The sequence below is a fragment of the Trinickia sp. genome (assembly GCF_036503415.1).
GTDB lineage: Bacteria > Pseudomonadota > Gammaproteobacteria > Burkholderiales > Burkholderiaceae > Trinickia.
The window spans coordinates 23,759-37,667 of sequence record NZ_DASXWY010000045.1 but is presented as its reverse complement, the minus strand read 5'-3'; the positions used below and the strand labels follow the sequence as shown (position 1 = coordinate 37,667).

General features: G+C 63.8%; 16 protein-coding genes. 8 read left to right on the top strand and 8 right to left on the bottom strand.

Annotated features, from left to right (window positions below):
• Positions 1-23 precede the first annotated feature (23 nt).
• A complete protein-coding gene (gene argF / locus VGL01_RS06665) occupies positions 24-953 on the bottom strand; it encodes an ornithine carbamoyltransferase (RefSeq protein WP_331568068.1) in 930 nt (309 codons plus the stop codon).
• Positions 954-1,188: 235 nt separating this feature from the next.
• On the opposite strand from argF, the gene VGL01_RS06660 reads away from it, so the two are divergent.
• Positions 1,189-1,521, top strand: a complete 333-nt coding sequence (locus VGL01_RS06660) for a DUF3579 domain-containing protein (RefSeq protein ID WP_331568067.1) — start codon at positions 1,189-1,191, stop codon at positions 1,519-1,521.
• Positions 1,522-1,760: 239 nt separating this feature from the next.
• On the opposite strand, the gene rpsT is transcribed toward VGL01_RS06660, so the two are convergent.
• Positions 1,761-2,036: a 30S ribosomal protein S20 gene (gene rpsT / locus VGL01_RS06655; RefSeq protein WP_331568066.1), complete on the bottom strand. Its 276-nt coding sequence runs from the start codon at positions 2,034-2,036 to the stop codon at positions 1,761-1,763.
• A 221-nt stretch (positions 2,037-2,257) separates the two neighbouring features.
• Between rpsT and murJ the strand changes: the two genes are divergently transcribed.
• A complete protein-coding gene (gene murJ, locus VGL01_RS06650; RefSeq protein ID WP_331568065.1) occupies positions 2,258-3,808 on the top strand; it encodes a murein biosynthesis integral membrane protein MurJ in 1,551 nt (516 codons plus the stop codon).
• Between the two features lie 5 nt (positions 3,809-3,813).
• A complete protein-coding gene (locus tag VGL01_RS06645) occupies positions 3,814-4,653 on the top strand; it encodes a SirB1 family protein (protein ID WP_331568104.1) in 840 nt (279 codons plus the stop codon).
• Positions 4,654-4,768: 115 nt separating this feature from the next.
• Here the strand turns inward: VGL01_RS06645 and VGL01_RS06640 are convergent, their stop codons facing one another.
• The 5 genes from VGL01_RS06640 to lpxK form a co-directional block, all read right to left on the bottom strand.
• Positions 4,769-5,527 (bottom strand): 3-hydroxyacyl-CoA dehydrogenase, encoded by a 759-nt coding sequence (locus VGL01_RS06640; protein ID WP_331568064.1) that lies wholly within the window; start codon positions 5,525-5,527, stop codon positions 4,769-4,771.
• A 179-nt stretch (positions 5,528-5,706) separates the two neighbouring features.
• Positions 5,707-6,369, bottom strand: coding sequence for an adenylate kinase (gene adk / locus VGL01_RS06635; protein WP_331568063.1), 663 nt, complete (start codon positions 6,367-6,369; stop codon positions 5,707-5,709).
• Between the two features lie 204 nt (positions 6,370-6,573).
• On the bottom strand, positions 6,574-7,392 hold the full coding sequence (gene kdsB, locus VGL01_RS06630) for a 3-deoxy-manno-octulosonate cytidylyltransferase (protein WP_331568062.1): 819 nt from the start codon (positions 7,390-7,392) through the stop codon (positions 6,574-6,576).
• A gap of 61 nt (positions 7,393-7,453) precedes the next feature.
• Positions 7,454-7,660, bottom strand: coding sequence for a Trm112 family protein (locus tag VGL01_RS06625; protein WP_331568061.1), 207 nt, complete (start codon positions 7,658-7,660; stop codon positions 7,454-7,456).
• Entirely contained in the window at positions 7,641-8,678 is a 1,038-nt protein-coding gene (lpxK, locus tag VGL01_RS06620; RefSeq protein ID WP_331568060.1) for a tetraacyldisaccharide 4'-kinase, read from the bottom strand. Before lpxK ends, VGL01_RS06625 begins: the two co-directional genes overlap by 20 nt.
• Before the next feature lie 383 nt (positions 8,679-9,061).
• Between lpxK and xseA the strand changes: the two genes are divergently transcribed.
• The 5 genes from xseA (at position 9,062) to VGL01_RS06595 (ending at position 13,115) form a co-directional block, all read left to right on the top strand.
• Positions 9,062-10,444: an exodeoxyribonuclease VII large subunit gene (gene xseA / locus VGL01_RS06615; protein WP_331568059.1), complete on the top strand. Its 1,383-nt coding sequence runs from the start codon at positions 9,062-9,064 to the stop codon at positions 10,442-10,444.
• Positions 10,445-10,671: 227 nt separating this feature from the next.
• Complete coding sequence (gene sodB / locus VGL01_RS06610; protein ID WP_331568058.1) at positions 10,672-11,250, top strand: superoxide dismutase [Fe]; 579 nt, start codon at positions 10,672-10,674, stop codon at positions 11,248-11,250.
• 154 nt (positions 11,251-11,404) lie between these two features.
• On the top strand, positions 11,405-11,893 hold the full coding sequence (locus VGL01_RS06605; RefSeq protein WP_331568057.1) for a MarR family winged helix-turn-helix transcriptional regulator: 489 nt from the start codon (positions 11,405-11,407) through the stop codon (positions 11,891-11,893).
• A 95-nt stretch (positions 11,894-11,988) separates the two neighbouring features.
• Positions 11,989-12,588 (top strand): chromate transporter, encoded by a 600-nt coding sequence (locus tag VGL01_RS06600; protein WP_331568056.1) that lies wholly within the window; start codon positions 11,989-11,991, stop codon positions 12,586-12,588.
• Positions 12,585-13,115, top strand: a complete 531-nt coding sequence (locus tag VGL01_RS06595) for a chromate transporter (RefSeq protein WP_331568055.1) — start codon at positions 12,585-12,587, stop codon at positions 13,113-13,115. Before VGL01_RS06600 ends, VGL01_RS06595 begins: the two co-directional genes overlap by 4 nt.
• A 38-nt stretch (positions 13,116-13,153) precedes the next feature.
• Here VGL01_RS06595 and clpP read toward each other — a convergent pair whose 3' ends face one another.
• Positions 13,154-13,801, bottom strand: coding sequence for an ATP-dependent Clp endopeptidase proteolytic subunit ClpP (clpP, locus tag VGL01_RS06590; protein ID WP_331568054.1), 648 nt, complete (start codon positions 13,799-13,801; stop codon positions 13,154-13,156).
• Between the last annotated feature and the right edge of the window lie 108 nt (positions 13,802-13,909).

Here is a 13,909-nt window from a genome sequence, read left to right as displayed (position 1 = left end):
TTCATCGGGCCGGCGCATGAGGCTCAGTGATTGAGCTTGCCGAGCAGCAGGAACTCCATGAGCGCTTTTTGAACGTGCAGCCGGTTTTCGGCCTCGTCCCAGACGACGCTTTGCGGGCCGTCGATGACTTCCGCGCTGACTTCCTCGCCGCGGTGAGCCGGCAGGCAATGCATGAAGAGGGCATCGGCTTTCGCGCGACCCATCATGTCCGTGTCGACGCACCACTCCGCGAATGCGGCCTTGCGCACCTCGTTCTCCGCTTCGAAGCCCATGCTCGTCCAGACATCGGTCGTGACGAGATCCGCACCGCTGCACGCTTCGTTCGGATCGTCGAACTCCTCGTAAAACGGCGCGCTTTCAGGCGCGACGAGCGAGCGCTCGAGCTTATAGCCGGCCGGCGTCGAAACGCGTAGCTTGAAGCCGAGAATCTGGGCCGCCTCGATCCACGTATAGAGCATGTTGTTCGCATCGCCCACCCATGCGACGACCTTGCCGGCGATCGGCCCGCGGTGCTCATAGAACGTGAAGATATCGGCCAGCACCTGACACGGGTGGTATTCGTTCGTCAGCCCGTTGATGACGGGCACCCGCGAGTTTTCGGCGAAGCGGTGGAGGATGTCCTGCCCGAACGTGCGAATCATGATGATGTCGACCATCCGGGAAATGACCTGCGCCGCATCCTCGAGCGGCTCGCCGCGGCCCAGTTGGGTATCGCGCGTGCTCATGAATACCGCGTGACCGCCGAGCTGGAAGATGCCGGCTTCGAACGAGAGCCGCGTGCGCGTCGAATGCTTCTCGAAGATCATCGCGAGCGTGCGGTCGTGCAGCGGGTGATAGGTCTCGTAGTTCTTGAACTTGCGCTTGAGAATGCGAGCACGTTCCAGCACGTATTCGTACTCGTCCAGCGAGAAATCCTTGAACTGCAGATAGTGGCGGACTTTTTTGTCAGACATAAAGCAAATACGGCGGACTGGGCCGGCCGGAAGGGGTCGGGCGGTGCCGCCGTGCAATGGATAACCTGATGCAGCATAAAGGATTTCCCGCCGTTTGACGAGTCGGCGGCAGCGTCACGGTACGCCCTTTGCTTCTTGTGTGCGGTGCGGAAGAAAGTCCGTTCCGGTATAATCGACAGGTTTCCTCAAGCCCGGCGGGCATGCCAGCTTCGGGCGCCTCACATGGGTTTCTTGCATGGTCGAAGCACCCTTCATCGAGTATTTCATTCAGGGCATCACCCATGACGGGAAGAAGTTTCGGCCGAGCGATTGGTCGGAGCGTCTGGCCGGCGTCATGGCCTGCTACGGTCCCGGCGTGCGGGGTCCCAATGCCCGGCTCCAGTATTCGCGTTATGTGCGTCCGACGTTGCTTGGCGATCTCAAATGCGTCATTCTCGACTCGCGCCTGCGCGAACTCGAGCCTATGGCGTTCGATTTCGTCATGAACTTCGCGAAAGATAACAACCTCGTCGTCACCGAAGCCTGTGAATTGCCGGAAGACCATGGCGCGATGAAGCGCGGCGGCTGAAACGTCGCGCCCGACGGTCGCCTAAGGCCGTCCTCGGGTGTGCGACGAGGCAAGCGCCGAGGGAAAGAAAGACGCATAGCAAAAAAGCCCGCAACGTTCGTTTGCGGGCTTTTTTTCGTCCTTACGTGCGCTCGATCGTTCCGCGCCATTCGAGATGGCGCGGACCGTGATGGCCCAGGCCGTATGGCCCAGACGTAAAGCGCCGCTTCGGCGCTCGAGCGGAACGGCTGACTGCGAGGTTACTGCGCAGCGGGCTGCAATGCCTTGAGGGCAGCGGCCAGGCGGCTCTTGTGGCGAGCGGCCTTGTTCTTATGCACGATTTTCTTGTCGGCGATGACGTCGAGCGTCTTGGCCGAGAGGCGGAAGACTTCGGCAGCCTTGGCTTGATCGCCGGCTTCGATCGCCTTGCGGACAGCCTTGACCGCCGTGCGGTACTTCGAGCGAAGCGCCGAGTTGTGCGAGTTCGCTTTCGCGGCTTGGCGGGCGCGCTTGCGTGCTTGTGCAGAGTTAGCCATGAGAGTTCCTTGTCCTGTACTGTTTTGCCGGTGCCCGGCCGAATCTTCGTTCAGGCACCGTTTTTCGATTCAACCGCCGGGAACGGTTGCCCGGGGCGCAAAAACCGTTGGCGAAGCGAGACAGAGCTTCGAAACGCGCGAGTATAGCAACAAAATCAGGGACCTGGCAAATTTCACGCCGCAGCGGAGAGAACATCGGCTGTCCGTATAATAGGCGCCCCATGAATCTCTTCCGAGCCCTGCTGACGGTCAGCGGCTTCACGCTGCTCTCCCGCGTGACCGGCCTGATCCGCGAAACGCTGATTGCCCGAGCCTTCGGTGCAAGCCAGTTCACCGACGCCTTTTATGTCGCTTTCCGCATTCCGAACCTGCTACGGCGCCTCTCGGCCGAGGGGGCATTTTCGCAAGCGTTCGTGCCGATTCTCGCCGAATTCAAGAACAGCGAGGGGCATGATGCGACGAAGCGGCTAGTCGACGCCATGTCGACCGTGCTCGCCTGGGCACTCGCGGCCATCTCGCTCGCGGGCGTGGCGGGGGCCTCGTGGGTGGTGTTCGTCGTCGCGTCCGGGCTGAAGAACGATGGCCAGGCATTCTTCTTCGCCGTCTCGATGACGCGGATCATGTTCCCGTACATCATCTTCATCTCGCTGACGACGCTGGCTTCCGGTGTGCTCAACACCTACGGAAACTTTTCGCTGCCGGCGTTCGCACCCGTACTGCTGAATATTTCGTTCATTGTGGCGGCCCTGGCCGTCGCGCCGCATCTGAAAGTACCCGTGTTCGCGCTCGCGTGGGCCGTCATCGTGGGCGGCGTGCTGCAATTCGCCGTGCAATGGCCTGGGCTGCGCAGAATCGACATGATGCCGCGCATCGGGCTCAATCCGATCGCAGCGCTCGCCCATCGCGGCGTCAAGCGTGTGCTCGTCAAAATGGTGCCGGCCACTTTCGCCGTATCCGTGGCCCAGTTGAGCCTCATCATCAACACGAACATCGCATCGCGGCTCGGGCCCGGCGCCGTGTCCTGGATCAACTACGCCGACCGCCTGATGGAGTTCCCGACCGCGCTGCTCGGGGTCGCGCTCGGGACGATCCTGCTGCCGAGCCTCTCGAAGGCCCACGTCGACGCCGATACCCACGAGTATTCGGCTTTGCTCGATTGGGGATTGCGCGTGACGTTTCTACTCGCCGCGCCGAGTGCGCTCGCGCTCTTCTTTTTCGCCGAGCCGCTGACCGCGACGCTATTCAACTATGGCCGGTTCGACGGTTTTTCGGTCGTGATGGTCGGACGCGCACTGGCCGCCTATGGGGTCGGACTCGTCGGGCTCATTCTGATCAAGATTCTCGCGCCGGGCTTCTATGCGAAGCAGGATATCAAGACGCCGGTGAAGATCGGGGTGGGTGTGTTGATTGCGACCCAGATCGGCAATCTCGTGTTCGTGCCGATCTTCGCGCACGCCGGACTGACGCTGAGCGTCGGGCTCGGTGCTTGCGTCAATGCGTTGTTGTTGTTCGCCGGGTTGCGCCGGCGCGGCATTTATACGCCGTCGAGCGGATGGACGTTGTTCCTGGCTCAGTTGGCCGGTGCGTCGCTCGTGCTGGCCGGCGCGATGCACTGGTGCGCGGCGAACTTCGACTGGATCGGCATGCACGCGCGGCCGCTCGAGCGCATCGGCTTGCTCGCCGCCTGCAGTGTGCTCTTTGCCGCGCTATATTTCAGCATGCTGTGGCTGATGGGTTTCAAATACGCGTACTTCAGAAGGCGAGCCAAGTGACGATCATGACATCGGTTCTCGATTACTTCGCCAGCCTGGTTGCGGAGGACGACGGCCTGCCGCTCACCGAGACCGCGCTTGCGATCGCGCAGGATGCTTATCCCGACGTCGATTTGCAGGCCACGCTGGCCGAACTCGACGAACTCGCGTTGCGGCTCAAGCGCCGCTTGCCCGCCGAGGCGGGGCTGACCGAAAAAATTGGCGCGCTGAACCGATTCTTTTTCCGCGACCTTGGGTTCGCCGGCAATCTGAACGACTACTACGACCCCGACAACAGCCATCTCAATACGGTGCTCAAACGGCGCCGCGGCATTCCGATCACGCTGGCCGTGCTCTATATGGAGCTGGGCGAGCAGATTGGCGTGCCCGTTCATGGCGTTTCGTTTCCGGGTCACTTCCTGATGCGCGTGACGTTGCCGGAGGGCGATGTCATGCTCGATCCGACAACGGGTCAGTCGCTCTCCGAGGCGCAGATGGTGGAGATGCTCGAGCCCTATCTTTCGCACGTGACCGAATCGCTAGGCAGTGCGCTGCGTATGCTGCTTCAGCCCGCTACCAGCCGCGAGATCATCGCGCGCATGCTGCGCAATCTGAAGGCGATTTATCTGCAAACGGAGCGCTGGCAGCGCTTGCTTGCCGTGCAGCAGCGGCTCGTCATCTTGCTGCCCGAGGACATCGAAGAGGTGCGCGATCGCGGTTTCGCCTACGCGCGGCTGGACTACCTGCGGCCCGCGCTCGAAGATCTGGAGCACTACCTGAACGATCGCCCCGATGCGGAAGACGCGATGACCGTGGAAACGCAACTCCAGGAGTTGCGTCAACGGACGGATCAGGGCAACGGCTGAGCGCATCCGCCGCGGAGTCTGCGCTCTCCCGCGTGACCGAACGGAGCGCCACGAACAGTCTGGAAACGCCCGCAAGCGCGATGCGCGCTGCGGGCGTTTTGCCGTTCGGCCCCCGTTATTTCGGCTGCATCCGAATGGCACCGTCGAGCCGAATGACCTCGCCGTTCAACATCGGATTGTCGAGAATCTGCTTGACCAGCATCGCGTATTCGTCCGGTTTGCCGAGGCGCGACGGGAACGGCACCATGGCGCCGAGCGAGTCCTGCACTTCTTTCGGCATGCCGAGCAGCATCGGCGTCTCGAAGATGCCCGGCGCAATCGTCATCACACGAATACCGTTGCGCGCCAAGTCGCGCGCGATCGGCAACGTCATGCCGGCCACACCGCTTTTCGATGCGGCATAGGCGGCTTGGCCGACTTGACCGTCGAACGCGGCGACCGAGGCCGTATTCACGATCACGCCGCGCTCACCGCCTTCATTGGGTTCGTTTTTCGCCATTGCGGCGGCGGCCAGGCGCAAGACGTTGAACGTACCGATCAGGTTGATCTCGACCGTGCGGCGAAACGCCTCGAGCGGGTGGGGGCCGTCCTTGCCGACCGTCTTGACGGCCGGCGCCACGCCGGCGCAATTCACGAGGCCGACGAGCTTGCCGAGTCCGAGCGCGGCATCCACGGCGCGCTGCGCATCTTCTTCTCGGCTCACGTCGCACTTGACGAAGGTGCCGCCGAGTTCGCCCGCAAGCGCATTGCCCGCCGCTTCGTTCAAATCGGCGAGGGCCACCTTGCCGCCTTCTCGTGCGATCAGGCGTGCCGTCGCGGCGCCGAGCCCCGATGCGCCTCCGGTGATCAAAAATGCGTTGCCGCGAATTTCCATGCTGTGACTCCTTGGCGTGTTGACTGGATGGCGGCCCGCGCCGGCGCGGCTCGTGACCGCGGGGCGATGGACCGCAGCAGATTGTAATCGCTTGTCGCGGGCGCAAAAAAACCCGCCGGCGAGGGCGGGTCTTGCGCGGTTGCCGAGCGCTCGTCGCGCGACGAGATCGAGCGTGCGCGTTATACGAGCGCCTCGAACACGCGCTGGCGAATGTCGTCGACCGAGCCGAGTCCCGAAATGCGGCGATATTGCGGCGCTTGAAGTCCGTTCTCGGCTCCGCGCTGTGCCCATTGCTGGTAGTACTCGATGAGCGGCTTCGTTTGCGCTACGTAGACATCGAGACGTCTTTTCACGGTCTCTTCCTTGTCGTCCTCACGCTGGATCAGTGCCTCGCCCGTTACATCGTCCAGGCCTTCCACTTTCGGCGGATTGAATTTCACGTGATAGGTACGGCCCGAGCCCGGATGGGTGCGTCGGCCGCTCATGCGCACGATGATTTCGTCGAACGGCACATCGATCTCGAGAACATAGTCGATGGCGACGCCGGCCTGCTTCATCGCTTCGGCCTGCGGCAGCGTGCGCGGAAAACCGTCGAACAGATAGCCCTTCGCACAATCGGGCTCGCGCAGCCGTTCCTTGACGAGATCGATGATGAGCGCATCGGGGACGAGTTCGCCCGCATCCATGAAGCGCTTGGCTTCGACGCCGAGCGGCGAGCCGGCTTTCACCGCCGCCCGCAGCATATCGCCGGTCGAAATCTGCGGAATCCCGAATTTTTCCTTGATGAAGTTGGCTTGGGTACCCTTTCCGGCGCCGGGCGCACCCAACAGGATCAAACGCATGGTGATATCTCCGAATTGTATGGAATGCTGCGGCGCGAAGTTCGAGCGAATCGGCCATCCCCGCGGACACCCAGCGGCGGTGTCCCGCCGGCGGCACGGCCCATCGGGCATCGTGTTCGCGAAGGCGGGCGGCGAAGCAGGCGGGAACCGGAAGCCGAGTGTTGCGAATGCTCGCGCTTTTCGGGCCTGATTATGCCATGCCCATCAACGCTCCAAGCTAAAAAGCAGGCGCACGCGCTCGAGGTCGGCCGGCGTATCGACGCCGGGCGCGGGAGCATCGGGTGTCACGAGCACGGCGATGCGCTCGCCGTGCCACATCGCGCGCAATTGCTCGAGCATTTCGGTCTGCTCGATCGGCGCTTGCGCGAGCGTCGGGTACGTGCGCAGAAAGCGCGCGCGGTAAGCGTAGAGCCCGATGTGACGAAAGACGGTATCGGGCGGCGGCGACGGCATCGCCGCCACGTCGAGTGCGGCTGTCGAGCAATGCGGCTGATAGGCGTCGCGCATCCACGGAATCGGCGCGCGCGAGAAGTAGAGCGCCCGGCCGCGCGCGTCGAGCACGACCTTGACGACGTTCGGGCTGAAGACCTCCGCGGGTTCTCCGATCGGGTGGGCCGCCGTCGCGATAGCACAGTCGGGATGGGCTGCAAGATGCGACGCCACGGCGCGGATCAACGCGGGATCGATGAGCGGTTCGTCGCCTTGCACATTGACGACGATGGTGTCGTCGCTCCAATTGAAATGCGTGGCGACCTCGGCGAGCCGGTCCGTACCGGACGGGTGATCGGCACGCGTCAACAGTGCGTCGATCCCCCACACGCGGGCGGCGTCGATGACGCGCGCATCATCGGAGGCGATCAACACCTGTGACGCGCCCGCTGCGCGCGCGCGTTCGGCCACACGCACGACCATCGGTCTGCCGGCGATATCGGCGAGCGGCTTCTCGGGCAAGCGCGTCGAAGCGAGGCGCGCGGGCACCACTGCGACGAAAGACGCAGAGTCGGGCGTTGGGGAGTCGATCATCGAAGGAGGTGCTGCTGCGGATGGGAAGGGATGCTCTCGGTCTCGGCGGCCTTTCGCGGCCTCATGCGCTGCCTGCGGGATCGAGCGGTTCGACGGGGGTGCCCTCGACCGTTTGTCGGGCCTCGTCGACGAGCATCACAGGGATGCCGTCGCGAATCGGATAGGCGAGCTTGTCGGCCTGACAAATCAATTCCTCGTGGGCGCGATCGTAGCGCAGCGGCCCCTTGCAAATCGGGCAGACGAGAATTTCAAGCAGGCGAGCGTCCACGGAGTTTCTCCACAACGAGTGCGATAAGGCGGCCAGGTAGCGTGGCTTCGACAGGAACGACCCAGATTCGCGCGTCGTGCCGGGAGCGCAATTTTACCGCATCCTTTTCGGTGATCAGAATGATGTCGGCGCGCGTGTGCGCAAATGGATCGTCGCGAAAGGCGTAGTGATCGGGCAGCGCGAGCGTTTCGGGGGCGAGCCCCGCGGCGCGCAGCGTCGCGAAAAAGCGCTCGGGCGAGCCGATGCCTGCCGCGGCGAGCACCCGCTCGCCGGCGAATTGCGAAAGCGGTCTGCGCAGCGCCGGATCGGCGAGATGCCAGGCGTCGCCGGGCGCGATCGCGAGGGCGAACGTGTCGGGCCAGGGCGGCGGCGTCCGGTTGAATGGATCGTTGACGAGCGTGGCGTCGCGTCTGCGCGAGAGCGGCTCGCGCAATGGGCCCGCGGGCAGCGGCAAGCCGTTGCCCGCCAAGCGCTGATCGAACACGACGATCTCGATGTCGCGCGCGAGCCGGTAGTGCTGCAAGCCATCGTCACTGACGATCACGTCGACATCGCGGTGCGCTGCAACGAGTGCATGGGCCGCCGCGACGCGATCGGGGCACACCCAGACCGGTGCGCCGGTGCGACGCGCAATGAGCAGCGGCTCGTCGCCGGCTTCGTCCGGGCGTGAGGCCGAGGTAACGGCCCGGGGGCGGCGAAGCTTCGCGCCGTAGCCGCGCGAAACTACGCCCGGGGTGAATCCGGCCGAGCGCAGCGCGTCGACGAGCGCGATGACGGTCGGCGTTTTCCCCGTTCCCCCCACCGTCAGATTGCCGACGATGACGACGGGCACTCCGACGCGCACGCGCTCCCGCCAGCCGAGCGAGAAAGCGATGCGGCGCAGGGCCGCGACGGCGCTGAACACGCAGGCCAACGGTATGCATGCGATCGCGAAAATGCCGCGGCGTTGCCATTGGCGGGCGACGTACGCTTCGAGCCGCGCTAGGGTTCTCTCGGCGAATCGGGTAAGAACGCGCATATCGTCGGTCGGTTGGGCTCGCATCGCTGCAATGGGAACCCGGCACTCTAGCGCGCCCGTATGGCGCCGGGCAAGGCCCGGCTGGAGCGGGGGCGCTGGGTGCAACGCGCGACGGCTGTGGATAACTCTGTGAAGAACCCCCGTCACAAACGACGCAAAGGCCGATAAATCAAGCATCTCATCGGTGACCGTGTTTGTGTGATAAAATAAAATCCATTATTAATCAATGACTTGTGACGCTTGGCCGCGCTCGCGCGCCATGCGCACGCCGCGAGACGCGCACTGCTCGATATGTGGGAAACCTTGCATCGCGTGGCCCAATTTCGGCTGGACGTAGGTCAGGCGGCGGACTATCGTCTGTCCAGGAAAAAACGGGACTTCGAATGCATTCATTTTCTTCATCCGGATTACCGGGCGGGGGGCTCGACGGCGAGCTGGCCATCCCCGTGTCGGTGCTCAACCGGGCTGTCAGCACGATGCTCGAACGTTCGTTTCCGCTGACGTGGGTGGCGGGAGAGGTATCGAACTTCACGCGGGCGGCGAGCGGGCATTGGTATTTCTCGATCAAGGATGCGCAGGCGCAGATGCGCTGCGTGATGTTCCGGGGCCGCGCGCAGTACGCCGAGTTCACGCCGCGCGAGGGTGACAAGATCGAGGTTCGCGCGCTCGTGACGATGTACGAGCCGCGCGGCGAACTTCAGCTCAATGTCGAGGCGGTGCGCCGCACGGGCGTCGGCCGGCTCTACGAAGCGTTTCTGCGATTGAAGACGCAGCTCGAAGCGGAAGGGCTTTTCGCCGCCGAGCGCAAGCGAGCGTTGCCAACGCACCCGCGGGCCATCGGCATCGTGACATCGCTACAGGCGGCCGCCCTGCGCGATGTGCTGACGACGCTGGCGCGGCGCGCGCCTCACGTGGCGGTCATCGTGTACCCGGCGCCCGTGCAAGGCGCGGGCGCTGGCGACAAGCTCGCGGCGATGGTCCGGCAGGCCAACGCGCGGCGCGAGGTCGACGTACTGATCGTGTGCCGCGGCGGCGGCTCCATCGAAGATCTTTGGGCTTTCAACGAAGAAGTGCTTGCCCGTGCGATCGCGGCAAGCGATCTCCCCGTGGTGAGCGGCGTGGGCCATGAGACGGATGTGACGATTGCCGATTTTGCCGCCGACGTGCGCGCGCCGACGCCGACCGGGGCGGCCGAGCTCGTCAGCCCGCAGCGTACTGTGCTGCTGCGCGAACTCGATCAGCGCGTCGCCGCGCTGGCGCGCGGCTTCGGCCGCCTGATGGAGCGCCGCGCGCAGCAACTGGATTGGCTTGCACGCCGGCTCGTGAGTCCGGCCGAGCGCTTGCGGCGACAGCGCGTGCATCTCGAGCAATTGCAGGCGCGACTCGCCGCGGCGGGAGGACGGCCGGTGCGCGATGCGCGAGCACGCTTTGCCGTCGTGCGTCTTCGCTGGCAGCGGTGGCGGCCCGATTTGGCGGCCGAGCGCGCCGCGCTGACCGGATATGCGCGCCGCCTCGATGTCGCGCTCGCGCGCCTGGCCGAGCGGCAGGAAGCGAAACTGGGCACGCTTTGCGCTCGCCTCGAAGTACTGAGCCCGCAACGCACGCTCGAGCGCGGCTATGCGGCACTGCTCGACGGCGAGACGGGGCGGGCGATCCGCAGCCCGAGCGCGGTGAAACCCGCGCGTCGCTACACGGTCCACCTCGCGCAAGGGGCGGCGGATGTATCGTTCGCTGATGTGCAGCCGCGCCTGACCGATGGTTTCTGAAGGACCGTGGCGAAGATGCCCGGGCAGGTAGCGGGCTTTCGAAAGATGCGACCATAGGCCGCGATCTCAGCATTTTTTACGTCGTTGCGTCGCGGGTGCGCTCAATACTGCGGAAAAAGGGCTACTGATTTGTGGGGTTATTCCAAGTCGCCTACAATCCAAGCCTCGGAAGCGTAACCTGCGACAAAGTACCCCACACCCGATCAATCGATAGAAGGAACTGCACCATGGAACATAAGCTCCCGCCGTTGCCGTTCGACAAGAAAGCGCTTGCGCCGCATATGTCGGAAGAGACGCTCGAATTCCACTACGGCAAGCATCACCAGGCCTACGTCACGAATCTGAACAATCTGATCAAGGGCACGGAATTCGAGAATCTCTCGCTCGAAGAGATCGTCAAGAAGTCGTCGGGCGGCGTTTTCAACAACTCCGCACAAGTCTGGAACCACACCTTCTTCTGGAATTGCCTCTCGCCGCAGGGCGGCGGTGCGCCGAAGGGCGCGCTGGCCGACGCGATCAACGCCAAGTGGGGCTCGCACGATGCCTTCAAGGAGGCGTTCTCGAAGGCGGCCGTGGGTAACTTCGGCTCGGGTTGGACGTGGCTCGTGAAGAAGGCGGACGGCTCGCTCGATATCGTCTCGACGAGCAACGCGGCTACGCCGCTCACGACGGATGCAAAGGCGCTCCTGACGATCGACGTCTGGGAACACGCCTACTACATCGACTACCGCAATGCGCGTCCGAAGTTCGTCGAAGCGTTCTGGAACATCGTGAACTGGGATTTCGCCGGCAAGAACTTCGCGTAAAGACGGTACATCGTCTCCTCGGAAAACCCCCGTTTTCGGGGGTTTTCTTTTTGGGGCGCTTGAACGGCGAGGGCATCGACCGAAGCCGATTGCGCGGGGCAAACCGAGAATTTTCCAGATAGCTATGTCGATATAGCTATGTTACTGTAGCTACATGGAAAATTCGGACGAACTGTTGACGCGGGCCACGCGCTTGCGCGGCCAAATATCGGGATTGGCGCGGCGTCTGCGCCAGGAAGCGCAGGTGGATCCCGTCCAATTTTCGCAGTTGGTCGTCATGGGCGCGATCGATCGTCTGGGCGACGGCGTGAGCCCCACGGAGATCTGTGCGGCCGAGCGCATCCGTTCCTCGAATCTGGCCGTGCTGTTGCGGGAACTCGAAGCGGCCGGCTACATCAAGCGTCAGGCCGATACGCTCGACCGGCGGCGCACCCGGTTGTCGCTGACCGCGAAGGGGCGGCGCGTCCTGCACGGCAACCGCACGCTACGAGGGAAATGGCTCGCGCAGGCCATGCTCCAAAGCCTCGACGCCCGGGAGCGCAGCGTCGTGCTCGAAGCGGGCGAACTGCTCGAGCGGCTCGCCCGCTTCGATCGAGAAGGGGCCGCACCCGAAAGAGGTTCCGCGCGGAAGGCACCCGCTTGAACTTCGTACGGATGGCTCCGCGTGCTGCGTTCAAGCATTGCGCGCATCGAATGCATCGATCGCATTGATCGTATCGGCGAGGAGGAGGGCAGCAGATGGCAACGGGTTCTCGAGTGTCGGCGGCAGACGGGCGCGAAGTCGGCGTAGGCGAATTGTTCGTCGGCTTTCTCGGTCTCGGTCTGATCTCGTTCGGTGGCGCACTGCCTTTCGTACGCCGTGCCGTGGTGGAGCAGCGGCGCTGGCTGTCGTCCGAAGAGTTCATCGATCTGCTCGGCCTGTGCCAGTTTCTACCGGGCGGTAATGTCATCAATCTGTCCGTTGCGATCGGCATGCGTTTTCGCGGAGCCATTGGTGCGCTTGCCGCGATAACAGGCTTCATCGCGGTGCCTTCGTTGATCGTCATCGCGCTCGGCGTCGTCTACGCCAAAACGCAGCACGATCCCATCGTTCACCACATGTTCGGCGGCCTCGCCGCAACGGCCGCGGGCCTGTTGATCGCCATGGCGATGAAGGTGGCCAAGCCGATTGTCCGCTCGCCCGAAGGCATCTTCGTCGCGGCGGTCATATTCGCGGCGATCGCGCTCGTGCGGCTGCCGCTTTTGCCGACCATGCTCGTGCTGACGCCACTGAGCATCGCGCTGGCATGGCGCCGGCAGCGCAGCGCATTGAGCGCCCACAAGGACACAGTGAAATGAGCGCGACGCTCGTCGCATTGGCGACCATCTTCTCCCAGCTCTCGCTGCTCGCTTTCGGCGGCGGCAACACGATCCTGCCCGAGATGCAGCGTCAGGTCGTCCAGGTGCATCACTGGATGAGCGCGGAACAGTTCACGGCACTCTTCGCGCTCGCCCAGGCTGCACCGGGCCCCAATATGATGATCGTGACGATGATCGGCTGGCATGTGGCCGGCTGGCCCGGCTTTATCGTTTCCACGCTGGCCAAGTTCGGGCCGTCGTCGCTCGTCACGGCCGCATCGCTGCATGCCTGGGAGCGTTTCAAGGACCGCCCCTGGCGCCGGTACGTACAGTCCGGTATGACACCGGTGACGGTCGGGCTCGTCGCGGCCAGCGCGGTATTGATCTCGCATGCGTCGAATCAGGCGGCGATTCAATGGGCGATCACGGCGGCGTGCGCCGCGCTCGCTTTTCGAACGCGCATCCATCCGTTATGGTTGCTTGCCGCGGGCGCCGCGATCGGTGCCACCGGCTTCGGCCAGATCTGAACGCACCGCGCATCGCGCACCGCGCGCCGGTGAAAGCGTCATCGCACGGTGCGTCGTGCGATGTCGTCGAGCACCGATCGCTCGGCGAGCACCTCGTCGATCAACCCATACGCCTTCGCCGCATCCGCCGACATGAAGTTGTCGCGATCGGTGTCTTTTGCGATTTTTTCGATCGATTGACCTGTCCGTTCGGCGAGAACCTGATTGAGCCGTTCGCGCAGGAACAGGACTTCCTTCGCCTGGATTTCGATATCGGCGGCGGTTCCCTGGCTGCCGCCCGAGGGCTGATGAATCATGATGCGCGCGTTCGGTAGCGCGTAGCGCTTTCCTTTGGCGCCCGCGGCCAGCAAGAACGTACCCATGCTGGCCGCGAACCCGGTGCAAAGCGTCGAAACTTGCGGCTTGATGAACTGCATGGTGTCGTAGATGGCGAGGCCGTCGTAGACCGAGCCGCCCGGCGAGTTGATGTAGAACGAGATATCCTTGTCCGGGTTCTCCGATTCGAGAAACAGCAACTGCGCGACGATGAGGCTTGCGGTGTCCTCGTTGACGGGTCCCACGAGAAAAACGATGCGCTCGCGCAAAAGACGCGAATAGATGTCGTAGGCGCGCTCGCCGCGGCCCGTCGTTTCGATGACGGTCGGCACGAGCTGGCTGTAAGGGTAAGGGGGACGATGTCCGGACATGGCGTTCCTCGCACGAATGATGTCGCGGGCATGCGCGGCATGCCCTTCGATCCTGTTGACGCACGGCGTGTCTCTATTGTGACAAGTCGGCCCGGCTCGTGCAGCCGC